The sequence below is a fragment of the Pseudogulbenkiania subflava DSM 22618 genome, from assembly GCF_900177275.1.
Lineage (GTDB): Bacteria > Pseudomonadota > Gammaproteobacteria > Burkholderiales > Chromobacteriaceae > Pseudogulbenkiania > Pseudogulbenkiania subflava.
This window is the reverse complement of the sequence record NZ_FXAG01000007.1, coordinates 144434-169005: the sequence shown is the minus strand read 5'-3', so window position 1 is coordinate 169005 and position 24572 is coordinate 144434. Positions and strand designations below refer to the sequence as shown.

Here is a 24572-nt window from a genome sequence, read left to right as displayed (position 1 = left end):
TTTCGCCGCTCTTTACGACGCATGACCACCACCCGCCCGCTGGCCGAACTGAAGGCCGCCCTCCCCTCCTGCCTGATCCGCGACCGTCACGGTCTGAAACGCAAGCTCGCCGACGTCGAACAACGGCTGAAGAAGCAGCAGCCGTCCGACAAGCTGCTGGCCGACGTGGCGCAGCAGATCGCCCGCTCGCAGAGCCGCGCCGAGGCGCGTTCGGCCCACCTGCCCAAGCCGGAATTCGACCTCGCACTGCCGGTCAACCAGAAGCGCGAGGAAATCCGCGCCGCCATCGCCAAGCACCAGGTGGTGATCATCTGCGGCGAGACCGGCTCGGGCAAGACCACGCAGATCCCCAAGATCTGCCTGGAACTGGGACGCGGGGTGTACGGGCTGATTGGCCACACCCAGCCGCGCCGGCTTGCCGCGCGCTCGGTGGCGACGCGCATCGCCCAGGAACTGGGCAGCGAACTGGGCGCCCACGTCGGCTTCAAGGTGCGTTTCACCGACAAGCTCTCCGAACGCAGCGTGATCAAGCTGATGACCGACGGCATCCTGCTGGCGGAAACCCAGACCGACCGCTACCTCGAAGCCTACGACACTATCATCATCGACGAGGCGCACGAGCGCAGCCTCAACATCGACTTCCTGCTGGGCTACCTCAAGCAGATGCTGCCGCGTCGGCCCGATCTGAAGGTCATCGTCACCTCGGCCACCATCGACGCCGAGCGCTTCGCGCGCCACTTCGACAACGCGCCAGTGATCGAGGTATCCGGCCGCACCTTCCCGGTGGAAGTGCGCTACCGTCCGCTCAAGGAGCGCGACGAGGACGAGCGCGAAGTGGAGATGGAAGACGCCATCGTCGAAGCAGTGGACGAAATCTCGCGCCACGGCCCCGGCGACATGCTGGTGTTCCTGCCCGGCGAGCGCGAGATTCGTGACACGGCGGAGAAGCTGCGCAAGTCCGGCATCCGCGGCTACGAAATCCTGCCGCTGTTCGCCCGCCTCTCCAACGAGGATCAGCAGAAAATCTTCAAGCCCTCGGGCGGACGGCGCATCGTGCTCGCCACCAACGTGGCCGAGACCTCGCTCACCGTGCCCGGCATCAAGTACGTGATCGACACCGGTCTGGCGCGCCTCAACCGCTACTCGCCGCGCGCCAAGGTCGAACAGCTCCAGGTGGAAAAGATTTCCCAGGCGGCGGCACGCCAGCGCGCCGGCCGTTGCGGCCGGGTCGAGGCCGGCGTCTGCGTGCGCCTCTACGGCGAGGACGACTTCAACGCCCGACCGCCCTTCACCGACCCCGAAATCGTGCGCTCCAACCTCGCCGCCGTGATCCTGCGCATGGCGGCATTGCGCCTCGGCCGCGTCGACGAATTCCCGTTCATCGAAGCGCCATCGTCACGGCTGATCGCCGACGGCTACCAGGTGCTGACCGAACTGGGCGCGGTGGACGACAAGAGCGAACTGACCCCGGTCGGCAAGGAACTGGCGCGGCTGCCGATCGACCCCAAGATCGGCCGCATGCTGCTCGCCGCGCGCGAGCTGGGCTGCGTGCGCGAGGTGCTGATCATCGCCGCCGCCCTCTCGATCCAGGACCCGCGCGAGCGGCCGTTCGACGCGCGCGAAGCGGCCGAGCGGGCGCAGCAGAAATTCGCCGACGAGAAATCGGACTTCCTGTCCTTCCTGCACCTGTGGGACTTCTTCCAGGACGCGCTCAAGCACAAGAAGTCCAACCGCCAGCTCATCAACCTGTGCCACGAGCACTTCCTGTCCTATCTCAGGATGCGCGAATGGCGCGAACTGCACGGCCAGCTGGCCGAGATCGCCGCCGAGATGGGGCTGATCCAGCGCCACGAAGCGCACGCCGAAGCCGAGACCAGCGCCAACCTCGACCAGCTCAGCGCCAAAAAACGCCAGCAACTCGACGCCGTCGCCTACGAGCGCCTGCACCAGGCGCTGCTCACCGGCCTGATCGGCAACCTCGGCATGAAATCGCAGGAAAGCGACGACTACCTCGGCACACGCGGCGTGCACTTCCACGTCTTCCCCGGCTCCGGACTGAAGAAGGCCAAGCCGAAATGGCTGGTGGCGGCCGAACTGGTGGAAACCACCAAGCTCTACGCCCGCTGCGTCGGCAAAGTCGAGCCGGAGTGGGTCGAAAAGCTCGCCCCGCATCTGGTCAAATACCACTACTTTGACCCGCACTGGGAAAAGAGCCGAGGCGAAGTCGTGGCGAGCGAGCGCGTCACGCTGTACGGCCTGACCCTGGTGCCGCGCCGCCCGGTCAGCTACGGCCGCATCGCGCCCGAAGAAGCGCGCGAGCTGTTCATCCGCGGCGCGCTGGTGGCAATGGACTACGCCAGCAACGCGCCCTGGTTCCAGCGCAACCAGCAGTTGATCCGCGAGGTCGAGCAGCTCGAACACAAGGCGCGGCGCCAGGACGTACTGGTGGACGAAGACGCGCTGTTCGCCTTCTACGCCGAGCGCATCCCGACCGACGTGGTCGACGCGGCGAGCTTCGAAGCCTGGCGCAAACAGGCCGAGCAGGCCGACCCCAAGCGGCTGTTCCTGACGCGCGAAGAGCTGATGCGCCACGCCGCGCAGCACGTCACCGTCAACCAGTTCCCGGAATGGCTGGAGCACGAAGACGGCAAGCTGCGCCTGAAGTACCGCTTCGAACCCAACCACCCGCTCGACGGCGTCACCGTGGACGTGCCTCTCGCCATCCTCAACCGGCTGGAGCCGGCGCCGTTCGAATGGCTGGTGCCGGGCATGATCCGCGAGAAGCTGCAGCTGATAATCAAGAGCCTGCCGAAGCAGGTACGCCGCACCTGCGTGCCGGTGCCGGACTTCGTCACGCGTTTCCTTTCGGCCAACCCCGACACCACGCAGCCGATCGCCCCACAACTGGCGCGCTTCATCCTGCGCGAAACCGGCGGCGTCAAGGTGGCGGTGGACGACTTCGACCTCACCACGCTGCCGCTGCACCTGCTGTTCAACTTCCGCGTCATCGACGACGGCAAGCAGGAAATCGGCCTCGGCCGCGACCTGCTCGCCTTGCAGAAACAGTTCGGCCAGGCCGCACAGCTCACCTTCCGCGACACCTCGGCCGAGTTCGAGCGCGACGACGTCACCAGCTGGGATTTCGGCGAACTGCCGGCGGCGATCCAGTTCGCACGCGGCCGCCAACAGCTCACCGGCTACCCGGCGCTGACGCTGGAAACCGACAAGGTCGCGATCCGCCTCTACGACACCGAATACGCCGCCAGCCGCGCCCACCGCCAGGGGGTGGTGCGCCTGCTGCAGCTGCAACTCAAGGAGCAAATGAAGCAGCTCGGCAAGGGCCTGCCCGGCATGACCCAACTCGGCCTGCAGCTCAGGGGGGTGGCCAACGTCGACGACCTCTTGGCCGACGCCATCGCCTGCATCTGCGACCGCGCCTTCATCGGCGACGACGAGCTGCCGCGCACCGAAAAGGCCTTCAACGACCAGAAGACGCGGGCGCGTACCCGGCTCCCGGCGGTGATCCAGGCGGTGACCGCCTACCTCAACCAGATCGCCGGCGAATACCAGGCACTGCAGCCCAAACTAGCCAAACACAAGCTCGGCCGCGAACTGACCGAACAGCTTGGCCGCCTGGTCTACAAGGGCTTCCTCAACGCCACGCCGTGGAGCCAGCTCGCCCACCTGCCGCGCTATATGAAAGCGATGAGCCTACGCATGGATAAGCACGCTGCCAACACGCAGCGCGACGGCCAGCGCGCCGCCGAAATCCGCCAACTGTGGACGCTGTGGGAAACCCGCCTGTCCGAAGCCGAAGACAAGGGCGAAGCCACGCCGGCGCTCGCCGAGTTCCGCTGGAAAATCGAGGAGTTGCGCGTCAGCCTGTTTGCCCAGGAACTGAAAACACCTTACCCTGTTTCGCTCAAGCGTTTAATGAAAGAATGGGAATCCATTTCGGGTAAATAAGTCCCCCACCTTGTTTGCCGGGCCTACACTTGTAAAGTGCCAAGGAGAATCAAAACAGCATGGCATCGTCTTCAGGAAAAAACCCGCTGGACAGCCTCATCAAGGTCGGGGAAGCACTGCCCATCAACCTCTATACCAAGAGCGGCTTCCTGCTGCTCGGCAAGGGCCACTACGTCCTGACCGACAAGCAGAAGGAGCGCCTGCTGGCGCACAGCTCGCTCGAGGCCAGCCAGCGCGCACAGCAGAACAAGCCGGACCCCACCGCCAAGCGCGCCGATGGCCCGGTCGAGCTGATCGAACCGTTCGAAGAGGTGCGCCACATCACCCCGTCGCTCGATTACCTGCTCAACTGCGCCCTGTCCGAGCCGATGTTCGAGCTCAAGCTGCGCGAACTGGCCGAGCGCCTGCTCGCCCTGTGCGACAAGGTGCCGGACGGCCTGCTGGCATCGATGCTGCTGCTGCCGATCCAGCGCTACACCGCCGCGCACAGCATCCACACCGCCATCCTCGCCGCGCTGATCTCCAAGCGACTCGACACGCCGGCGGATGCCCGGCTGATCCTGATCGCCGCCGCACTCACCATGAACCTCTCCATCGCCCCTCTGATGGACGAGCTGTACAGCCAGGCTACCCCGCTGACCCCGGAGCAGCAGGAAGAGATCGCCGGGCACCCCCTGCTCAGCTCGGCTATCCTGCGCGAATGCGGCGTCACCGACGAGCTGTGGCACACCCTGGTGCAGCAGCACCACGAGGAATGGGACAGTTCCGGCTACCCGGAACGACTGGAGCGCACCGACATCCACCCGCTGGCCCACCTGCTGCACCTGGCCGACATTTCCGCCGCCAAGCTGGTGCCGCGCAGCTACCGCAAGGCCATCCTGCCGCAAAACGCACTGGCCCAGCTGTTCAAGAACCGCGACCAGCAAGTCGACAGCCAGTACGTCACGCTGCTGGTAAAGGAAATGGGCGTCTACCCGCCGGGCAGCTTCGTGCGCCTGGCCAGCCACGAACTCGGCGTGGTGGTGGCCCGGCGCGAGCGTGCCGACCAGCCGCTGGTCGCCGCGTTGCGCCGCGAAGATGGCGCCGCCTACGGTGGGCCGCTGCTGCGCGAGACACGCCTCAAGGAATACCAGATCGTCGGCATGATCCCGCTGAGCCAGGCCGGCATCCGCCCACAGTATCTCTCCGCACTGTGGAAAAAACGCAAGCACTAGGCCGTCATTATTCACCGCACCGGCGGCTTGGGGGCAGGCTACAATGGCGATCAGCCAATGCGTCACTTAGAACCATGAGCGATCACCCCGATAACAAGTCCAAACTGCACCCCCTGCGGCTCCGGGTGGGGCAGGAATTGCCGGTCGACGTCTACGCCAACAACGGCCTTTTGCTGCTGAAAAAAGGCCATTACGTCCTGAGCGCCGAGCAACGCGACAAGCTGCTCAACGTCGGCGTGGGTGACAAGGACGCCATCGAGGCGCGCCTGGAGCGGGAGAAACGCGAGCGTGCCGAAGCGCTGCGCAAACAAGAAGAAGCCAAGCGCCCGGCCAACCCCCTGATGGAAATGGAATTCATCGGACAGCGGGTGCAGGGCCTGCTGACGCACGGACTGGCGGTTGCCGGTCTGGGCGACAGCCTGCACAGCGTCGCCCGGCGCCTGCACGAGTTGGCCGTCAACCAGCCTGATGCCTTGCTGGCCGCCATCCTGTTGGTGCCGCAACGCGATCATGGTAGCGGCCACCCCTTGCATGCCGCCGCGCTGCTGGCGGTGCTGAGCCGCCGTCTGGGGCTCGGCGAATCGGCCCAGCACAGTCTGATCGGCGCCGCGCTCACCATGAATATCGCAGTCACCGCCTTGCTCAACCAGATGTCCGCTCAAGACACGCCTGCCACGCCCCAGCAGCGCGAGGCCCTGTTCGGCCATCCTCTGCTCAGCTCGGCCATTCTGCGCGAGGCCGGCATCGACGACGAACTGTGGCACACCCTGGTGCAGCAGCATCACGAAGAGTGGAACGGTTCAGGGTACCCGCTGGGGTTGAAGCGCCAGGACATCGAACCACTCGCCCATCTGCTGCATCTGGCCGATGTGCTGACCGCTCGGCTCTCTCCCTCCCCCGGCCATGCAACCGAGCCGGCGGCACGCATCATGGCCAAGCTGTTCCAGGGCGGCTATGGCGAGTTCGATCCACAGTACACCGCGCTGCTGATCAAGGAGATCGGCATCTACCCGCCGGGCAGCTGCGTGCGCTTGGCCAACGGCGAGATCGCCGTGGTCACCCACCGTCGCGAAAAAGCCAACGAGCCCCGCGTGGCCGCGCTACGCAAGGCCGACGGCCCGCCCTACGCCGAACCGCTATTACGCGAGACCCGCAACCCCGGCTTCCACATTATCGAGGCCGTAACACTGGCCCAGGCGGGGGTCAGGCCCGGCTTTCTCGCCAAGCTGTGGAAGCCCTGAACCTGCAACAAAAAACAAACCTCCCCAAAATCACTAGGAGTCTGTTTCAGTAGGCGAGCGAGCCAAAGCAGGTTGCGTGCCACCGGAGCACAGGAACCGGAATGTACACGGAGTACATGAGGATTCCGCATCGCTGAGCGAATCTCTAAACGAGATTCGCACGCAGTCCGCTGGCACTCAAGATGCGAAGGCGCAGCCGCCTAATGAGATAGGCTCAACTGGCCTCGCCCACTGCCGGCCCCTTCAGCGCATCCGGCGGCATCGCGAGGCGCGCCACGATAGCCCGCTCGGCGGCAAAGTCGGCGCTGTCCATCGTCTTTTCCCACTCGGCCTGCCCGCCCTGTCCTTCCATGCGCGCCAGCCGCTCCGCCAGTCCGGCAATGGCCGGATCAGCGAGCGTGCCGAGCAGTTCGTCGGCGAGGTCCGGGCGGTTGCATACCAGAGCCATGTCGCAGCCGGCCGCAAAGGCAGCACGAGCGCGCTCGGCGATGCCGCCGGCGCCAGCTGCGCCTTCCATGCACAGGTCGTCGGAGAAGATCACCCCGTCGAAACCGACCTGGCGACGTAAGATGTCCTGCAGCCAGATGTGCGAGAAACCGGCCGGCTGGTTGTCCACCTGCGGGTAGACCACGTGCGCCGGCATCACCGAAGTCAGGCCGGCAGCGGAAAGACGCACGAAGGGTTTGATGTCGTCGGCCATCAGCTCGTCCAGGCTGCGCACATCGACCGGGATGACGTGATGGCTGTCGCCCTCGACGTAGCCGTGGCCAGGAAAATGCTTGCCGCAGGTGGCCATGCCGCCCTTTTTCAAGCCGCGCTGCAGCGCCAGCGCCAGGGCGGACACCACCTCGGGGTCGCGGCTGAAGCTGCGGTTGCCGATCACGGCGCAACGTCCCCAGTCGAGGTCCAGCACCGGGGTGAACGACAGGTCGACACCGCAGGCACGCAGTTCCGCCGCCAGCACGTAGCCCACGGTTTCGGCCAGGCTCTCCGCTTGTTGCGGGTCGTGCTGCCAGGCTTCGCCCAGCACGCGCATTGGCGGCAGGCGCGTGAAACCGTCGAGGAAGCGCTGCACCCGCCCCCCTTCATGGTCCACGGCGATCAGCAAATGAGGGGAGCGCAGCGCGCGGATTTCAGCGGTCAGCGCCTTGAGTTGCTCGATGTTCTGAAAATTGCGCCGAAACAGGATCACCCCGCCGACCAGTGGATGGCAAAGCCGCGTGCGCTCGGCATCGGTCAGAGCGAAACCCGCCACGTCCACCATCACGGGGCCGCGCGGGAGGGATACGGTACTGTGCATAGGAATCAGGCCTGCAAGATGACTGGAGGGTTGGCCGAAGGCATGCCCTCCAGCACGACAAAGGCGAGCGCGTGGTCGCGCTCGTCGCTGATGGAAAGATGGCTGCCGACCACGCCACGGCTTTCGGCGAAGCACTGCAACTCGGGACTGAAGACCAGCAGCGGCTTGCCCAGGGCATCGTGATCGACGGCGATAGCGGTGAGCAGCACCGGCGCGCGGATGCCGGTCCCCAAGGCTTTCGATGCCGCTTCCTTGACGGCGAAGCGCTTGGCCAGCAGGCGCGCCGGATCACGGCTGGCGGCAAAGGCGGCCCGCTCGGACGGGGCCAGGATGCGCCGCCCGGCCTTGTCTCCCCAGCGGTCCAGCAGGGCCTGCATGCGCGCGACGGCGACGATGTCGGTGCCGATGCCGTAGATCATGGTAGTGGTCGCTTATTGGTGGGCGTCACGCCGGCCTTCGATCATCAGCGCCTTCATCGAGCGTACCGCCTCAGGGAAGCCGACGAACAGCGCCTGGCTGACGATGGCGTGACCGATGTTGAGTTCGGCAATTTCAGGAATCGCCGCCACCGGCTTCACATTGTGATACGACAGGCCATGCCCGGCGTTGACCACAAAATCCAGGTGCGCGGCAAACACCGCCGCCTCGCGCACCCGCGTGAGTTCACGCTCGCGTTCCGCCTGATGCGCGGCGTCGGCGTAGGCCCCGGTATGCAGCTCGATGACGCGAGCACCGGCATCGCGTGCCGCTTCAATCTGCTGGTTGTCCGGGTCGATGAACAGCGACACGCGGATACCGGCCTCGGTGAGAGCCTGAGTGTAGTCGCGCACCTGGTCGAAGTGGCGGATCACGTCGAGCCCACCTTCGGTGGTGATCTCCTCGCGCTTTTCCGGCACCAGGCAGACATCCTCCGGCTTGACCCGCAAGGCATTGGCCAGCATCTCCTCGGTCAGGGCCATCTCCAGATTCATGCGCGTCTTGATCACCTGACGCATTGCCACCACGTCGGCATCCTGAATATGGCGGCGGTCTTCGCGCAGATGCAGGGTAATCAGGTCTGCGCCGGCCGTCTCGGCCACCAGCGCCGCTTCGATCGGACTCGGATAACGGGTGCCTCGCGCCTGGCGCAGGGTGGCCACATGGTCGATATTCACGCCCAACAGAATCATCATCTCACTCCATCGCCCCCGCTCGGTCCCATTCCAGTCAGTTAGAAACGATCATTTTGCTGCAACATGTCGCGCCCGGCGTGCGGACCCAACACAGCGGGACAAACCCTTAATTTGCCCCGCGCCCTATTGCCCTGCAGAAATCCGCTCGCGAACGCATGCCACGATAGCGGCGCTCTCGGCGGGCCCACGCGCGGACCTTCTCGTTTTCGTTTCTAATGCCGTCCGGAATCAGTCGCCGAGGGCACTGATTGATTGCAGCAGCTCGCGGGTCGCCAACGACTGCACCCCCAGAAGCTGCCCCAGAAAAAGTCTCATCAGACGGCGCGCCTCGCGCCGCGTGGAGAGCTCGGAAAAATCGCCACCAGCCATCGCCAGCAGAGTCCGGCCCTCGATTACCTGCTGCTGCGCCGGCACCGGTTCGCCCTGCCAGCGCTGCAGCGCCTGCTCGGGCCCACACAGATAGGGCACGTCGGGCTCCACTTCGCGCCCGTTGCTGTCGACATCGAAGGCAGGCGCGTAGCCCAGCGTGCGCACCAGGCCCAGCTCGAAACGCCGCAACACCGACGACAGCAAGCCGCCCGACGCCAGTCCACGTACCGCCTCGGCGTAAACCGCGAAGGTTTCCGGATGCGGGTCGTCGCGCGCAGTCAGCTTGATCAACAATTCATTCAGATAAAACCCGCACACCAGCGGCAAGCCCGACAGTTGCGGCACCCCGCCCTGCCAATCGGCGGTGTGCAAGGTGCGCACTTCGTTCTTGCCGAACCAAGCCAGGAGCAGAGGCTGGAATGGCAACAGCACGCCGCGCAGGTCGGAACGGGGCCGGCGCGCACCGCGCGCCACCAGCGCGATGCGCCCATGCTCGCGCGTCAGCACGTCGAGCAGCAGGCTGGTTTCCCGGTACGGCTGGGCGTGCAGCACGTAGGCCGGCTGGCGGTCAACCCGGCCCTGGCTCATGCGGCGTCGGGTTCGGAAAATCATGCGCCCGCTCGACACGGGCCACCTTCAGCGAAAAGGCCTGATACCACACCTCACGCCCAAGGCGCTGCGCCACCATGTGTTCCGCATGATGACGCCAGGCGGCGATCGCCTCCACGCTATCCCAATAAGACACGGTAATGCCGAAACCGTTTTCGTCCCGCGCGCTTTCCATGCCGAGAAAGCCAGGCTGCACCCGAGCCAGCCGCAACATACGCTCGGCCATCTCGGCGTAGCCCTGCTCCGCCTCGCTGCGCTGCGAGGAAAAGATCACGGTCCAATAGGGCGGGAGCGGCAGAGAATCGGACATGATCAGTGGAGGCCGAATTCCTTGAGGAAGCGCACGTCGTCGGCCCAACCGCTCTTGACCTTGACCCAGACCTCCAGGTAGACCTTGCCGTCGAACAGCTTTTCCATGTCGAGGCGGGCTTCGGTCGAAATCTTCTTCAGCTTCTCGCCGCCCTTGCCGATCAGGATGCCTTTCTGGCCTTCCTTGTCGACCAGCACGGCGATGTGGATGCGGCGCAAGGCACCGTCGAGTTCGAACTGCTCGACCTCCACGTTCATCGAATACGGCAGTTCCTCACCCAGGTAGCGGAACAGCTTCTCGCGCACGATTTCGGCGGCGAGGAAACGTTCGCTCTTGTCGGTCACCATGTCCTCGGGGTAGAGCGGCATCGATTCCGGCAGGCGCGGTCGCACCTTGTCGAGCAGTTCGACCAGACGCTGACCATGCTTGGCGCTGACCACCTCGACGTCGGCGAAGGCAAAGTCGGCCTTCACGGTCTCGATGAATTCCATCAGCGCCTGTTTGTCCTTGGCCTTGTCGAGCTTGTTGATCACCAGCATCACCGGGGTGTGCTTGGGCAGGAGTGGCAACAGCTCCTTGTCGGCACCGGTCCAACGCATGGCCTCGATCACGAATAGCACGCAATCCACGTCCGACAGCGTTTCCTTCACGCTGCGGTTGAGCACCTCGTTGAGCGCACCCTTGTGGAAGGTCTGGAAACCCGGGGTATCGACGAACACGAACTGGGCGGTGTCTTCGGTGTGGATGCCGTTGACGCGGTGGCGCGTGGTTTGCGCCTTCTTCGAGGTGATGCTGACCTTCTGGCCGATCAGGTGGTTCATCAACGTCGACTTGCCGACGTTGGGACGACCGACGATGGCGACGAAGCCGCAGTGGAATGGGATGTCTGTCATGCGCGTTTCTTGCCCGAAGGCAGTTTCTGTTCAAGGTGTTCCAGCGCGGCTTCGGCCGATTGCTGTTCGGCGGCGCGACGGCTGCCGCCCTCGCCGGTGACGATCACCGCCAGCTCGCCGAGGTCGCACTCCACCTTGAACCATTGTTCATGAGCCTCTCCGCTCTGGGAGAGGATACGGTATTTCGGCAGCGCCAGCTTTCTGGCCTGCAAGGCTTCCTGCAGCCTGGTCTTGGCATCCTTGGCGTGCTTGGTCGGATCGATCGCACTCACCCGTTGCTCGTACAGGCGGCGCACCACGTTCTCGGCCGCGGCGAAGTCGGTGTCGAAGCTGACAGCGGCGAAGGTCGCTTCCAGGGCATCGGCCAGAATGGAGGGGCGGTTGAATCCGCCGCTCTTCAGCTCGCCTTCGCCCAGGTACAGGTAATCCCCCAGGCCCAACCCCTGGGCGATCTCGGCCAGAGAGCTCTGGTTGACCAGGTTGGCACGCAAGCGCGACAGCTCACCCTCGCTCAGGCGCGGGAAGCGGTCGAACAGCATGCGTGCCACGGTATAGTTGAGAATGCTGTCGCCGATGAATTCGAAACGCTCGTTATTGGGCGAGCCGAAACTGCGGTGCGTCAATGCCTGGCGCAGCAGCTCCGGCCGAGTGAAACGATAGCCCAACGCAGCCGACAGGCGGCCGAACTTTACTTCAGTCTGTGATACGGTCATTGGGAAGAATCGGTTTTGCCCGCTTCGGTTTCAAAGTCAAACGTCAGGCCAATATTGGCGAACAAGGGGACCTCGCGGCGATAGGCGGCGCGGACATGCACCACACCCGCGCCCGCAACCACCTCAAGATTCTGACCGCGGATCGAACTGATATCGGCCACGTCGGCCTTGGTATTGAAGTCTTTGCGAATCTGGTACTCGCTGGCCGAGGTTTCACCTGCCACATCCCGCACCGCCTGTTTGACCGCAGAGTATTCCGCGTAGACCGGGATCACCTTGAAGCCGAGCAGGACGATGCCGCCGATGAACACCATCAGCAGCAATGTGGAAATGATCGTAATCCCGCGTTGAGCTCGTTGCATTGTCCCCTCCCCCTTGCTTGTCAAAGTCGGACACCCATCATCGAATCGTATGGCCGATTCGTGACAGATCGTTGAAGTTCATCCATACCAGGAACGCCTTGCCCACCAGCAGCTTGTCGGCGACGAAACCCCAATAACGGCCATCCAGGCTGTTGTCGCGATTGTCGCCCATCATGAAGTAGTGGCCTTCCGGCACGCGGCAGGCAAAGCCGTTGTCATCATAGACACAACGGTCGCGGAAGGGGAAGTCGCTCACCTGGCTCAGGCTCAGCGTCGGGGCCTCGGGAATATTCAACACCTTGAAGCGCTTGTTGCCCAGCGTTTCGTGGAACTGGTCGTTATGGATCATCGCCAGTCCCTGTTCCAGGTATTCGTAGGTGCCGTCCTTCTCGTCCGGAACCGGCTTGCCGTTGACCGACAAGCGCTTGTTTCGGTATTCCACCGTATCGCCGGGCAGGCCGATCACGCGCTTGATGTAGTTGACGCTGGGCTGCGGCGGAAAGTTGAACACCACCACATCGCCACGCTCCACCTTGTTGACCGGGATCAGCACGTTATTCAACACAGGCACGCGGATGCCGTAGGAGAATTTGTTGACCAGGATGAAGTCGCCGACCACCAGCCCCGGCCGCATCGAGCTGGAAGGAATCTGGAACGGCTCGACCAGGAAGGAACGCAGCACGAACACCACGAAGATGACCGGGAAGAAGCCGCGCGCGTAGTCGACGAAATGCCCTACCTCGCGCCCTTCGGCCATCCTCTTCTTGGCCAGCAGCAGCTTGTCGAGCCCCCACACCACACCGGTGATCAGCACGAACACCAGCATCACAGCGGTGAAGCTCATGGCGCTGGATAGAATGCCGAAGCCGCCGACCACCAGCGCCAGGTAGCCCCACTGGATCGGGGCCGGCCAGTCCTTGGCGGCCGCTTCTCGCCTGCCGCCGCTGAAGACGATCAGCATCAGGCCGATGGCGGCCACGACCACGAACACCCAGAACAGATTGGCCCCCACTTACTTGTCTCCCACTTGAAGAATGGCGAGGAAGGCTTCCTGCGGAATTTCCACGTTGCCCACCTGCTTCATGCGCTTTTTGCCGGCTTTTTGTTTTTCCAGCAGCTTTTTCTTACGGGTGATGTCACCGCCGTAGCACTTGGCCAGCACGTTCTTGCGCAGCGCCTTGATGGTCTCGCGCGCAATGATGTGGCTGCCGATGGCGGCCTGTACGGCGATGTCGAACATCTGGCGCGGAATCAGCTCGCGCATCTTCGAGGCCAGTTCGCGGCCGCGGTACTGGCTGGTGGCGCGATGCACGATCAGGGACAGCGCGTCGACCTTCTCACTGTTGACCAAGATGTCGAGCTTGACCAGGTCGGCGGCCTGGAATTCCTTGAACTCGTAGTCCAGCGAGGCGTAGCCGCGGCTAGTGGACTTGAGCTTGTCGAAGAAGTCCATCACCACTTCGTTCATCGGCAGGTCGTAGGTCAGCATCACCTGGCGGCCCATGTACTGCATGTTGCGCTGCACGCCGCGCTTCTGGTTGCACAGCGTCATCACCGCGCCGACGTAGTCCTGCGGCACCAGGATGGTCGACGTGATGATCGGCTCGCGGATTTCGTCGATCTTGGACAGGTCCGGCAGCTTGGACGGGTTCTCCACCTCGATCAGCGTACCGTCTTTCATCAGCACCTCGTACACCACGGTCGGCGCAGTGGTGATGAGGTCCATGTCGAACTCGCGCTCGAGGCGTTCCTGCACGATTTCCAGGTGCAGCAGGCCGAGGAAACCGCAGCGGAAGCCGAAGCCTAGCGCCTGCGACACTTCCGGCTCGAACTTGAGCGAGGCGTCGTTCAGTTGCAGCTTCTCTAGCGCGTCGCGCAGCGAGTCGTAGTCGTGCGACTCGACCGGGTAGAGGCCGGCGAACACCTGCGACTGGACTTCCTTGAAGCCGGGCAGCGCCTCGCTGGCCGGGTTGTTGACCAGCGTGATGGTATCGCCGACCTTGGCCGACTTCAGCTCCTTGATGCCGGCGATGACGAAGCCCACTTCGCCGGCGTTCAGGCTCGGGCGCTGCAGCGACTTCGGCGTGAACACGCCGACCTGCTCGCACAGATGCTCGGCGCCGGTGGCCATGAACTTGATCTTGTCCTTCGGCTTGAGCGAGCCGTCGATGACGCGCACCAGCATCACCACGCCGACGTAGTTGTCGAACCACGAGTCGACAATCAGCGCCTTGAGCGGACCGTCCGGATTGCCCTGCGGCGGCGGGATCTTGCTGATCACGGTTTCCAGGATGTCTTCGATGCCGATGCCGGACTTGGCCGATGCACGCACCGCGTCGATAGCTTCGATGCCGATGATGTCCTCGATCTCCTGGCTGACGCGCTCGGGCTCGGCGGCCGGCAGGTCGATCTTGTTGAGCACAGGGACCACTTCCACCCCCAGCTCGATGGCGGTGTAGCAGTTGGCCACGGTCTGCGCCTCGACGCCCTGCGAGGCGTCGACCACCAGGAGCGCACCTTCGCAGGCGGACAGCGAGCGGCTGACTTCATAGCTGAAGTCGACGTGTCCCGGGGTGTCGATCAGGTTCAGGTTGTAGACCTGGCCGTCGCGCGCCTTGTACTGCAGTGCCGCGGTCTGCGCCTTGATGGTGATGCCGCGCTCTTTCTCGATATCCATCGAGTCGAGTACCTGCGCGCTCATTTCGCGCATTTCCAGGCCGCCGCAGAACTGGATAAAACGGTCGGCCAGGGTCGATTTGCCGTGGTCGATATGGGCAATGATCGAGAAATTTCGAATATGTTTCATCGGTATCCAGCAAAAATTAAGGGCACGCTGGCGTGCCCTTGACAACTCACACTGGCGCGGATTTTAGCCGATTTCGCCAAGATGTGCAGCCAGCCGCTGAGTATCCAGATGGTAATGGCAGATTTCGTACTCGCCATCCATCAATACCGGCACCAGTTCGTTGAAGCGCTCCTCCAGCACCGGGTCGGCGTCGACGTCGATCACGTCGAGCGCAAAGCCGTGCTTTTGCTGCCACGGCTGGAGTTCAGCCAGCATCTGGTGACACAGGCTGCAATACTCGCGGAAGTACAGCGTCAGCCTCATTTGCCCTCCTCCACAGTCAACGGAACGAACAGCGTCACGCCTCGGCGCAGCACCTGCAGGGCCACCTTGCCGCCCTTGCGCTCGGCGTTGAGCGCTTCGCGCAGTTGGCGAGGGTTCTTCAGGGGCTCGCTGCCCACGCCGATAATGACGTCCCCCGCCGCCATGCCGACGCGTTCAGCCGGGCCGGACACCTTGCGCACCAGGAGGCCGTAATCGATACCGAGACGCTTGAGTTGCGCCGGCGTCAGCTCGACCAGAGACAAGCCGATGGCAGACAGGTTTTCCCCCTGCGGCTCGGCCGGTTTCTGCGGCTGGCGGAATTCGCGCTCGGCGATGCTTGGCGCCTCGTCCTTGAGCTCGGCCAGTACCACGGTCACGACGTGGCGCGCCCGATTGCGCCAGATTTCCACCGCCACCGGCTTGCCCGGACGCATGGCACCGATCAGACGCGGCATGTCGGCCGACGATTCGACGGGCTGACCATCGATCTTGAGCACGATATCCCCGGCCCGCAGACCCGCCTTGTCGGCCGGTCCATCCTTTTCCACCGAGTTGATCAGGGCGCCATTGGCACTGGCGAGCCCGAACGACGCAGCCAGCTCTGGGCTCAACTCCTGGATGGCCACGCCGATACGGCCGCGGCTGACCTTGCCTTCCGACTTGAGCTGGTCGGCCACCTTGACCGCCACGTCGATCGGGATGGCGAAGGAGATGCCCATGAAGCCGCCGGAGCGGCTATAGATTTGCGAGTTGATGCCGACCACCTCGCCCTTCAGGTTGAACAGCGGACCGCCGGAGTTGCCGGGGTTGACCGCGGCGTCGGTCTGGATGAACGGCACGTAGTTCTCGTCCGGCAGGCTGCGCCCCTTGGCGGAGACGATGCCCGAGGTGACCGAGTTTTCGAAGCCGAACGGCGAGCCGATCGCCAGCACCCACTCCCCGACCTTGAGGTTGGCCGAAGAACCGATATGCGCCACCGGCAGGTGGCTGGCATTGATCTTCAGCAGCGCGACGTCGGTGCGCGCATCGGAACCGATCAGGCGCGCCTTGAAGGTGCGCTTGTCACCGAGCGTGACGGTGATCTCGTCGGCCCGCGCCACTACGTGCGAGTTGGTCATGACATAACCGTCTGCCGACACGATGAACCCGGAGCCCAGCGAGCGCTCCTTGCGCTCCTGCTGCTGCGGCGGCGGGGCGAAGCGCCGGAAGAACTCGAAGAACGGATCGCCATTGAGTTCCTCGGGTACGGCATTGATAGTCTCGCGCACCGTCTGCGTGGTGCTGATGTTGACCACGGCCTTGCCTTCCTGCTCGACGATCTGGGTGAAGTCGGGCAGCACGCGCGCCTCGGCGGCGTACACCGGACCCGACACGACAACAGCTGCCAGCATGGCAGAGGCAATCAGTTTTTGGACCGACATGGTTTCTCCAGCATCAAGGGTTCTGAGGGATAGATGGCCGTGATGGTCGGCTGCAGCAGGGGCGAACGCCGGCGACGCCGGAACTCGCGCCGCACCGCATGCAGGCCGATAACGAACAACGCCGCGCCGGCCAGCAGCGACACCGGTTCGCTCGCGCCGGCGCCGAACGAGAGCCCGACGCCCAGTCCCGCCGGCGGGACGAGGCACACGAGGAAAGCCGCCTTCGACACGCGTTGCTGCGGCACCGACACCAGCACCCAGTCGCCAGCCTCGGCGCCCAACGGATTGTGGACGCGCACGCGGCGGTCGGTCGAACCGATGGTGCGGGAAAGTGACAGGGCGCGGCAGCCGGCGACCGGATCGCAGCGGCGGCACGAGGAATGGGGACGGGGCTCCACCAAGGCGAATGCCTGCTCGGTGGCGAGCACCCTGGCCTGCGTTTCTACCATCGTTCTTGTTATTTCTGTACGACTCGAATCGATTTGAGCAAGGACATCATGCTGGCTTCCGGCAGATCGCCCACCAGCGTGAGCTGCATGCCGCCCTGACTGCCGGAGGCCATCGCCACAGCACCGTACAACGTGCTCACGCGCTCGGCACGCGGCTCAGCCGTGGCTGGCTCGATGAAGAGCGAGAGCATGACCAAGCCATCGGTATACACCAGGTGCCGCACCGGATGTTCAGCCTGCCCCGGCAGGCTGCGCTGCAGGGCACGGATCAGGCGGAAGCCGCTGGGCAGACCGCGGACTTCCACGCCGTCCATTCCGGCTCCGCTCGGCGGCACCGAGGTGCTGGCGTTGCGGATGGGAAGACTGAGCGGGTAATGCGGCTTGAACTGGTTGCGGTCCTTCGGCGCCGCCAGGTCGAGCTCGGTGAACATGTACTGCTCGACCGGCTCCTGCGTCGGCGACAGCGTCATGATCTTGAGCGGCAGCAGGCTGGCACGATCGAGGCACAGGCGCAGGCCGTAGCGTGCCCGGTCCTTGGCCTTGAGTTCGAGCCAGTCGCATTCGCGCTGGGCGACACGATCGCCGGCGAGGCGCTGGAGCGTGTAGGACTCGGCGACGCCGGCCATGTCGTCCGGCAGCAAGGCCGGGAAGAGCCGCATGGCACTAACCTTGGCGGCCATCAGCGCCTTCTTGTCCGGCCCGTAACCGGTGAGCTCGCTGCCGTTGCGGACGATCTCGCGCGGCGTGCCGTCCAGCGACTGGCGCAATTCGATCACCCCCTCCGCTCCCGCACCGCGCACGATGTGGAACGTTTCCACCACACCGCTCATCTGGTGCAGATAGGTTCCGGTCAAGACCTGGTTACGGCTGGCCTGGGCGGATTTCTTGAGGGTCTGCCAGTCATCGGCGGCATGCGCCAATGCCGGCAGAGCAATACACACAATGGCAGTCAGGTGCTTCAGTCGCATCAATGGCGAACTCCGTTACCCAGGGAGACCTTCACCACATCAGGGTCGGAGGCCATTTCCTGATGCGCCAGCAGATAAGGGTCGGCGCCGTTGTCGCGCGCCATGGGTCCGTTGGCCGGCTCGACCTGCTGAGCCACCTGCACCGGCACCCCCTTCTCCGCGACCATGGCGGCGCCGTGGTCGTTGACCGCCAGCTGCTGCCACGCCACCACGGCGGCAAAGCTCATGCTCGCGGCCAGCGCCACCGCGCCGACCGTGCGCACGCTGCCCTGGCGTAACCAGCGCCGCGGCGCCAGCACGGTCGGCTCTTCGGCCAGGCGCGCCGCGACGCGATGGCGCACGTTGATACTGTTCAGGCCGGAGGCGCGCATGGCATCACCGATCAGGTGATACTCATCCCATGCTTCCTTCAACGACTCGTCGGTACTGGCGGCACTGATCAGCTTGGAGGCCTCTGGTCCGTCGAGTTCGCTATCCACCAGTGCGGATAATGATTCTTTCATGCTTACCACCTTTTATTCTTGGCCGTGTCGAGCAGCGGCCTAAGCTCGGTTGCGATTGCTTCGCGCGCCCGGAAGATGCGCGAACGAACCGTTCCGATGGGACAATTCATCACCTTGGCGATTTCGTCGTAGGACAGACCATCCATTTCCCGCAGCGAAATCGCCGTCCTCAGTTCCTCAGGCAATGCCTCTACCGCTGCATTCACCGTGGTCAATATTTCCTTGTTCATCAACTCCGATTCGGGGGTGTTGAAGTCGGGGAGCTGCGACGCCATGTCGAAACTCTCGCCGTCCTCGTCTTCCACTTCGCTGTTGATGACCGGGCGTCGCCCGCTGGCACTGAGGAAATTCTTGGCGGTGTTGATGCCGATCCGGTATAGCCAGGTATAGAACGCACTCTCGCCGCGAAACGACGGCAAGGCGCGGTATGCCTTGACGAAGGCCTCCTGTGTCACGTCTTCGATGTCTGCGCTGTCGCGTAAAAACCGCGACAACAGCCGAGCTAAACGGCGCTGATACTTGCTGACAAGTAGATCGAACGCTCTTTTTTCACCTCGCTGTGCACGCTCCACCAACTGTTGATCGATTTCACGATCACTCATGTCGTTGTAATGCTCCCTGAATTGCCCACCGGTTTATTTGGTGTATTTCACATGGTGGACACGGTCTAGACCAGAGGGTGGGTGATGAGTTCCCACTGGTGGTGCTGAGCGAAACATAGCAGAGATACCCCCAAACGAAAACGGCGAAAGACCCCGTCTCAAGGCGTTGCACCCGCCTCGCCTGCGAGGGCAACGCCGCGTCGGTTGGGGAGAATGCGGCGGCGCGTCGTTTTGTCCGGCACCCGCCCGCGTCACCGTCTACCCTCTGTTTAAGGGATTTGCCATTGTGGGCCCGGCGCCCTTTACACGCCAACCAAGCACTTGCTAGAATTCATCCATCACCCCATGACGATGCAAGGAGAACGCGCGATGCACACCCCGGGAAACCGTTTCAGACAGGCCGTGGAGCAGGAAAAACCGTTGCAGGTGATGGGGGCCGTCAATGCCTACGCCGCCCGCCTGGCCGAGCACGCCGGCTTCAAGGCGCTGTACCTGTCCGGCGGCGGCGTGGCGGCCTGCTCGTGCGGCATTCCTGATCTTGGCATCACCACGCTGGAAGACGTGCTGATCGACGTGCGCCGCATCACCGACGCCACCGAGCTGCCGCTGCTGGTGGACATCGACACCGGCTGGGGCGGTGCGTTCAACATCGCCCGCGCCATCCGCAGCCTGGAAAAGGCCGGTGCCGCCGCAGTGCACATCGAAGACCAGGTACAGCAGAAGCGCTGTGGCCACCGTCCCAACAAGGCCATCGTGGCGAAAGACGAGATGGTCGACCGCGTCAAGGCCGCGGTGGATGCACGCCGTGACGACAGCTTCGTGATCATGGCGCGCACCGATGCGCTGGCCGTGGAAGGCCTGGATGCCGCGATCGAGCGCGCCGTGGCCTGCGTCGAGGCCGGTGCGGACATGATCTTCCCCGAGGCGATGACCGATCTGGCGATGTACAAGCGCTTTGCCGAGGCGGTGAAGGTGCCGGTGCTGGCCAACATCACCGAGTTCGGCTCCACCCCGCTCTACACCACGCAGGAACTCGGCGCCAACGGCGTGAGCCTGGTGCTCTACCCGCTGTCGGCGTTCCGCGCCATGAGCAAGGCGGCCCTGGAGGTGTACAGCGCGATCCGCCAGGACGGCACGCAGCAGAACGTGATCGACAAGATGCAGACGCGCATGGAGCTCTATGACCACCTGGGCTACCACGCTTACGAGCAGAAGCTGGACGCGTTGTTCAGCCAGGAAAAGTAAACCACAGACCACATCAGGTTGGCCGAAGACGCCCGACAACAAGCCGCAGGCCGCCCCGCATTGCCGTTACATTTAGAGGAGAAGGAAATGAGTGAAGTCGTACTTACCGCCAAGCCGAAGAAATCGGTTGCCCTCTCCGGCGTGGCCGCCGGCAACACCGCCCTGTGCACCGTTGGCCGCAGCGGCAACGACCTGCATTACCGTGGTTACGACATTCTCGATCTGGCCGCCCGCTGTGAATTCGAAGAAGTGGCCTTCCTGCTGGTGCACGGCAAGCTGCCGAACCAGGCGGAACTCACCGGCTACAAGAAGAAGCTCAAGAGCCTGCGCGGCCTGCCGGCCTCGGTGAAGGCGGTGCTGGAAGCGCTGCCCGCCGCCGCCCACCCGATGGACGTGATGCGCAGCGGCGTCTCGGCGCTGGGTTGCGCCCTGCCGGAGAAGGACGACCACAACATGGCTGGCGCGCGCGACATCGCCGACCGCCTGATGGCCAGCCTGGGTTCGATGCTGCTCTACTGGTACCACTTCAGCCACAACGGCAAGCGCATCGAGGTGGAAACCGACGATGACTCCATCGGCGGCCACTTCCTGCATCTGCTGCACGGCGAGAAGCCGTCCGAGCAGTGGGTACGCGCCATGCATACCTCGCTCAACCTGTACGCCGAGCATGAGTTCAACGCTTCGACCTTCGCCGCCCGCGTCATCGCCGGCACCGGCTCGGACATGTACAGCGCCATCACCGGCGCCATCGGTGCGCTGCGCGGCCCGAAACACGGCGGCGCCAACGAGGTGGCGTTCGAAGTGCAGAAGCGCTACGAGAACCCGGACGAAGCCGAGATCGACATCAAGGCCCGCGTCGAGCGCAAGGAAGTGGTGATCGGCTTCGGCCACCCGGTGTACACCATCAGCGACCCGCGCAACAAGGTGATCAAGGAAGTGGCGCGCGAGCTGTCCGTGGCCGCCGGCGACACCAAGATGTTCGACATCGCCGAGCGCCTGGAGAGCGTGATGTGGGACATCAAGAAGATGTTCCCCAACCTGGACTGGTTCTCCGCCGTGAGCTACCACATGATGGGCGTGCCGACCGCCATGTTCACCCCGCTGTTCGTGATCGCCCGCACCAGCGGCTGGAGCGCGCACGTGGTCGAACAGCGCATCGACGGCAAGATCATCCGTCCTTCGGCCAACTACGTCGGCCCGGAAGATCAGCCGTTCGTGCCGCTGGCTCAGCGCTGACACGCCCCCGCCAGCCGGGTGGGCCGCAGCCCACCCGGCGCCGGCATCCTCATGACCGCTTCCAAGGCGGATGAAGATGTCGGGGGCGGATCGCCACCACCTGCCGGCGCGGCTGTGTCGGCAGGCTGGCTGAAACATGGACGGAGGCGGCCGGCGAGCCGCCCCGCAGACACAGAACATCACCCTCGGGCCTCGACACCATGAACACCGCATACCGCAAACACCTGCCCGGCACGGCCCTGGATTACTTCGACACGCGCTCCGCGGTCGACGCCATCCAGCCCGGTGCCTACGACACGCTGCCGTATACCTCGCGCGTACTGGCCGAACAGCTGGTGCGCCGCTGCGACCCGGCGCTGCTGACCGACGCGCTCAAGCAGCTGATCGAACGTCGCCGCGATCTGGATTTCCCCTGGTACCCGGCACGCGTGGTGTGCCACGACATCCTGGGCCAGACCGCACTGGTCGACCTGGCCGGCCTGCGCGACGCCATCGCCGAAAAAGGCGGCGACCCGGCCAAGGTGAACCCGGTGGTCCCCACCCAGCTCATCGTGGATCACTCGCTGGCAGTGGAATGCGGCGGCTACGACCCGGAGGCGTTCGAGAAAAACCGTGCCATTGAAGACCGCCGCAACGAAGACCGCTTCCACTTCATCGACTGGACGCGCACCGCGTTCAAGAACGTGGACGTGATCCCGGCGGGCAACGGCATCATGCACCAGATCAACCTGGAGAAGATGTCCCCGGTGATCCAGGCACGCGACGGCGTGGCCTTCCCCGACACCTGCGTCGGCACCGACAGCCACACCCCGCACGTGGACGCGCTGGGCGTGATCGCCATCGGCGTGGGCGGGCTGGAAGCGGAAACCGTGATGCTGGGCCGCGCCTCGATGATGCGCCTGCCGGACATCGTCGGGGTGAAGCTCACCGGCCAGCGCCAGCCCGGCATTACTGCCACCGACATCGTCCTGGCGCTGACCGAGTTCCTGCGCAAGGAGCGCGTGGTGGGCGCCTGGGTGGAGTTCTTCGGTGACGGCGCGGCCAAGCTGAGTATCGGCGACCGCGCCACCATCTCCAACATGTGCCCGGAATACGGCGCCACCGCCGCGATGTTCTACATCGACGACCAGACCATCGATTACCTGAAGCTCACCGGCCGCGAACCGGAGCAGGTGGCGCTGGTGGAAAACTACGCCAAACTCACCGGCCTGTGGGCCGACAGCCTGGCCCGCGCCGAGTACGAACGGGTACTGGAGTTCGACCTCTCCAGCGTGGTGCGCAACATGGCCGGCCCGTCCAACCCGCACAAGCGCCTGCCGACCTCGGCCCTGCACGAGCGCGGCATCGCCGACGAGGCCAAGCTGCAGGCGGCCCGCGCCGAGGAAGCCCAGGGCCTGCTGCCGGATGGCGCGGTGATCATCGCCGCCATCACCAGCTGCACCAACACCTCCAACCCGCGCAACGTGGTGGCCGCCGCTCTGCTGGCGAAAAAAGCCAATGTCCTGGGCCTGGTACGCAAACCGTGGGTGAAGACCTCGTTCGCGCCCGGCTCGAAGGTGGCCAAGCTGTACCTGGAAGAAGCCGGCCTGCTGCCGGAGCTGGAAAAGCTGGGCTTCGGCATCGTGGCCTACGCCTGCACCACCTGTAACGGCATGTCCGGCGCGCTGGACCCGAAAATCCAGCAGGAAATCATCGCGCGCGACCTGTACGCCACCGCCGTACTGTCCGGCAACCGCAACTTCGACGGCCGCATCCACCCCTACGCCAAGCAGGCCTTCCTCGCCTCGCCACCGCTGGTGGTGGCCTACGCCATCGCCGGCACCGTGCGCTTCGACATCGAGCAGGACGTACTGGGCTACGACAAGGACGGCAAGGCCATCACCCTGAAAGACCTTTGGCCGAGCGACGAGGAAATCGACGCCATCGTGGCGCGTTGCGTGAAGCCGGAACAGTTCAAGCAGATCTACATCCCGATGTTCGACCTGGGCACCGTGGAAGAAGCCAAGAGCCCGCTCTACGACTGGCGCCCGCAGTCGACCTACATCCGCCGCCCGCCGTACTGGGAAGGCGCGCTGGCCGGCGCACGCACGCTCAAGGGCATGCGTCCGCTGGCGGTGCTGCCGGACAACATCACCACCGACCACCTGTCGCCGTCCAACGCCATCCTGGCCAACAGCGCCGCCGGCGAATACCTGGCGAAAATGGGCCTGCCGGAAGAGGACTTCAACTCCTACGCCACCCATCGCGGCGACCACCTCACCGCGCAGCGCGCCACCTTCGCCAACCCGCAGCTGGTGAACGAGATGGCCGTGGTGGACGGCGAGGTGAAGAAGGGCTCGCTGGCCCGCGTCGAGCCGGAGGGCAAGGTGATGCGCATGTGGGAAGCCATCGAAACCTACATGGAGCGCAAGCAGCCCCTGATCATCATCGCCGGCGCCGACTACGGCCAAGGCTCCTCGCGCGACTGGGCCGCCAAGGGCGTGCGTCTGGCCGGGGTGGAAGCCATCGCGGCCGAGGGCTTCGAGCGCATCCACCGCACCAACCTGATCGGCATGGGCGTCTTGCCGCTGGAGTTCAAGCCGGGCGTGAACCGCAAGACCCTGGGCATCGACGGTACCGAGACCTTCGATGTGATCGGCGAGCGCAAGCCGCGCGCCGACCTCACACTGGTGATCCAGCGCCAAAACGGCGAACGCGTCGAGGTGCCCGTCACCTGCCGCCTCGATACCGCGGAAGAAGTGTCGATCTACGAGGCCGGCGGCGTGCTGCAGCGCTTCGCGCAGGACTTCCTCGAAGCCTCGACCGTAGCGTAAGCATCAGCAGACGGCCAGCGTTGCCCCGGCAAGGGGTAACGTTGGCCGAACCGCCACCCCGGCCTCATCAGGATAAT

22 protein-coding genes are annotated in these 24572 nt (G+C 64.4%); 6 read left to right on the top strand and 16 right to left on the bottom strand.

Annotation, left to right across the window (positions count from 1 at the left end; translation table 11 throughout):
* Positions 1-21 precede the first annotated feature (21 nt).
* The 3 genes from hrpA to B9N72_RS08680 all read left to right on the top strand — a co-directional run bounded on the left by hrpA (position 22) and on the right by B9N72_RS08680 (position 6421).
* Complete coding sequence (gene hrpA / locus B9N72_RS08690) at positions 22-3966, top strand: ATP-dependent RNA helicase HrpA (RefSeq protein ID WP_085276019.1); 3945 nt, start codon at positions 22-24, stop codon at positions 3964-3966.
* Between the two features lie 59 nt (positions 3967-4025).
* A complete protein-coding gene (locus B9N72_RS08685) occupies positions 4026-5180 on the top strand; it encodes an HD-GYP domain-containing protein (protein ID WP_085276018.1) in 1155 nt (384 codons plus the stop codon).
* A 74-nt stretch (positions 5181-5254) separates the two neighbouring features.
* Entirely contained in the window at positions 5255-6421 is a 1167-nt protein-coding gene (locus B9N72_RS08680) for an HD-GYP domain-containing protein (protein ID WP_085276017.1), read from the top strand.
* A 214-nt stretch (positions 6422-6635) separates the two neighbouring features.
* Here the strand turns inward: B9N72_RS08680 and nagZ are convergent, their stop codons facing one another.
* From nagZ to rpoE, 16 genes are all read right to left on the bottom strand, one after another.
* On the bottom strand, positions 6636-7721 hold the full coding sequence (gene nagZ, locus B9N72_RS08670) for a beta-N-acetylhexosaminidase (RefSeq protein WP_085276016.1): 1086 nt from the start codon (positions 7719-7721) through the stop codon (positions 6636-6638).
* A gap of 5 nt (positions 7722-7726) precedes the next feature.
* Positions 7727-8140 (bottom strand): holo-ACP synthase, encoded by a 414-nt coding sequence (gene acpS / locus B9N72_RS08665; protein WP_085276015.1) that lies wholly within the window; start codon positions 8138-8140, stop codon positions 7727-7729.
* 12 nt (positions 8141-8152) lie between these two features.
* A complete protein-coding gene (gene pdxJ / locus B9N72_RS08660) occupies positions 8153-8890 on the bottom strand; it encodes a pyridoxine 5'-phosphate synthase (protein ID WP_085276040.1) in 738 nt (245 codons plus the stop codon).
* 231 nt (positions 8891-9121) lie between these two features.
* Complete coding sequence (gene recO / locus B9N72_RS08655; protein WP_234985928.1) at positions 9122-9874, bottom strand: DNA repair protein RecO; 753 nt, start codon at positions 9872-9874, stop codon at positions 9122-9124.
* Complete coding sequence (locus B9N72_RS08650) at positions 9831-10181, bottom strand: antibiotic biosynthesis monooxygenase family protein (RefSeq protein WP_085276013.1); 351 nt, start codon at positions 10179-10181, stop codon at positions 9831-9833. Before B9N72_RS08650 ends, recO begins: the two co-directional genes overlap by 44 nt.
* A gap of 2 nt (positions 10182-10183) precedes the next feature.
* Positions 10184-11074: a GTPase Era gene (era, locus tag B9N72_RS08645; RefSeq protein ID WP_085276012.1), complete on the bottom strand. Its 891-nt coding sequence runs from the start codon at positions 11072-11074 to the stop codon at positions 10184-10186.
* Positions 11071-11787, bottom strand: a complete 717-nt coding sequence (gene rnc, locus B9N72_RS08640; protein ID WP_085276011.1) for a ribonuclease III — start codon at positions 11785-11787, stop codon at positions 11071-11073. The genes era and rnc overlap by 4 nt, the downstream gene beginning before the upstream one ends.
* Entirely contained in the window at positions 11784-12149 is a 366-nt protein-coding gene (locus B9N72_RS08635) for a DUF4845 domain-containing protein (protein WP_085276010.1), read from the bottom strand. The genes rnc and B9N72_RS08635 overlap by 4 nt, the downstream gene beginning before the upstream one ends.
* 37 nt (positions 12150-12186) lie before the next feature.
* Complete coding sequence (lepB, locus tag B9N72_RS08630) at positions 12187-13161, bottom strand: signal peptidase I (protein ID WP_085276009.1); 975 nt, start codon at positions 13159-13161, stop codon at positions 12187-12189.
* Complete coding sequence (lepA, locus tag B9N72_RS08625) at positions 13162-14955, bottom strand: translation elongation factor 4 (protein WP_085276008.1); 1794 nt, start codon at positions 14953-14955, stop codon at positions 13162-13164.
* A gap of 63 nt (positions 14956-15018) precedes the next feature.
* Complete coding sequence (locus B9N72_RS08620; protein WP_085276007.1) at positions 15019-15258, bottom strand: glutaredoxin family protein; 240 nt, start codon at positions 15256-15258, stop codon at positions 15019-15021.
* Positions 15255-16679, bottom strand: coding sequence for a DegQ family serine endoprotease (locus B9N72_RS08615; protein ID WP_085276006.1), 1425 nt, complete (start codon positions 16677-16679; stop codon positions 15255-15257). Before B9N72_RS08615 ends, B9N72_RS08620 begins: the two co-directional genes overlap by 4 nt.
* Complete coding sequence (locus tag B9N72_RS08610) at positions 16661-17128, bottom strand: SoxR reducing system RseC family protein (RefSeq protein ID WP_085276005.1); 468 nt, start codon at positions 17126-17128, stop codon at positions 16661-16663. The genes B9N72_RS08615 and B9N72_RS08610 overlap by 19 nt, the downstream gene beginning before the upstream one ends.
* A gap of 8 nt (positions 17129-17136) precedes the next feature.
* Positions 17137-18096: a MucB/RseB C-terminal domain-containing protein gene (locus B9N72_RS08605; RefSeq protein WP_085276004.1), complete on the bottom strand. Its 960-nt coding sequence runs from the start codon at positions 18094-18096 to the stop codon at positions 17137-17139.
* Complete coding sequence (locus B9N72_RS08600; protein WP_085276003.1) at positions 18096-18599, bottom strand: sigma-E factor negative regulatory protein; 504 nt, start codon at positions 18597-18599, stop codon at positions 18096-18098. The genes B9N72_RS08605 and B9N72_RS08600 overlap by 1 nt, the downstream gene beginning before the upstream one ends.
* 2 nt (positions 18600-18601) lie before the next feature.
* Positions 18602-19201: an RNA polymerase sigma factor RpoE gene (gene rpoE, locus B9N72_RS08595; protein ID WP_085276002.1), complete on the bottom strand. Its 600-nt coding sequence runs from the start codon at positions 19199-19201 to the stop codon at positions 18602-18604.
* 369 nt (positions 19202-19570) lie between these two features.
* On the opposite strand from rpoE, the gene prpB reads away from it, so the two are divergent.
* The 3 genes from prpB (at position 19571) to acnD (ending at position 24495) form a co-directional block, all read left to right on the top strand.
* A complete protein-coding gene (gene prpB / locus B9N72_RS08590; protein ID WP_085276001.1) occupies positions 19571-20446 on the top strand; it encodes a methylisocitrate lyase in 876 nt (291 codons plus the stop codon).
* 87 nt (positions 20447-20533) lie between these two features.
* Positions 20534-21682, top strand: coding sequence for a bifunctional 2-methylcitrate synthase/citrate synthase (gene prpC, locus B9N72_RS08585; RefSeq protein ID WP_085276000.1), 1149 nt, complete (start codon positions 20534-20536; stop codon positions 21680-21682).
* Positions 21683-21882: 200 nt separating this feature from the next.
* Entirely contained in the window at positions 21883-24495 is a 2613-nt protein-coding gene (gene acnD, locus B9N72_RS08580) for a Fe/S-dependent 2-methylisocitrate dehydratase AcnD (RefSeq protein WP_085275999.1), read from the top strand.
* The last annotated feature ends 77 nt before the right edge of the window (positions 24496-24572 follow it).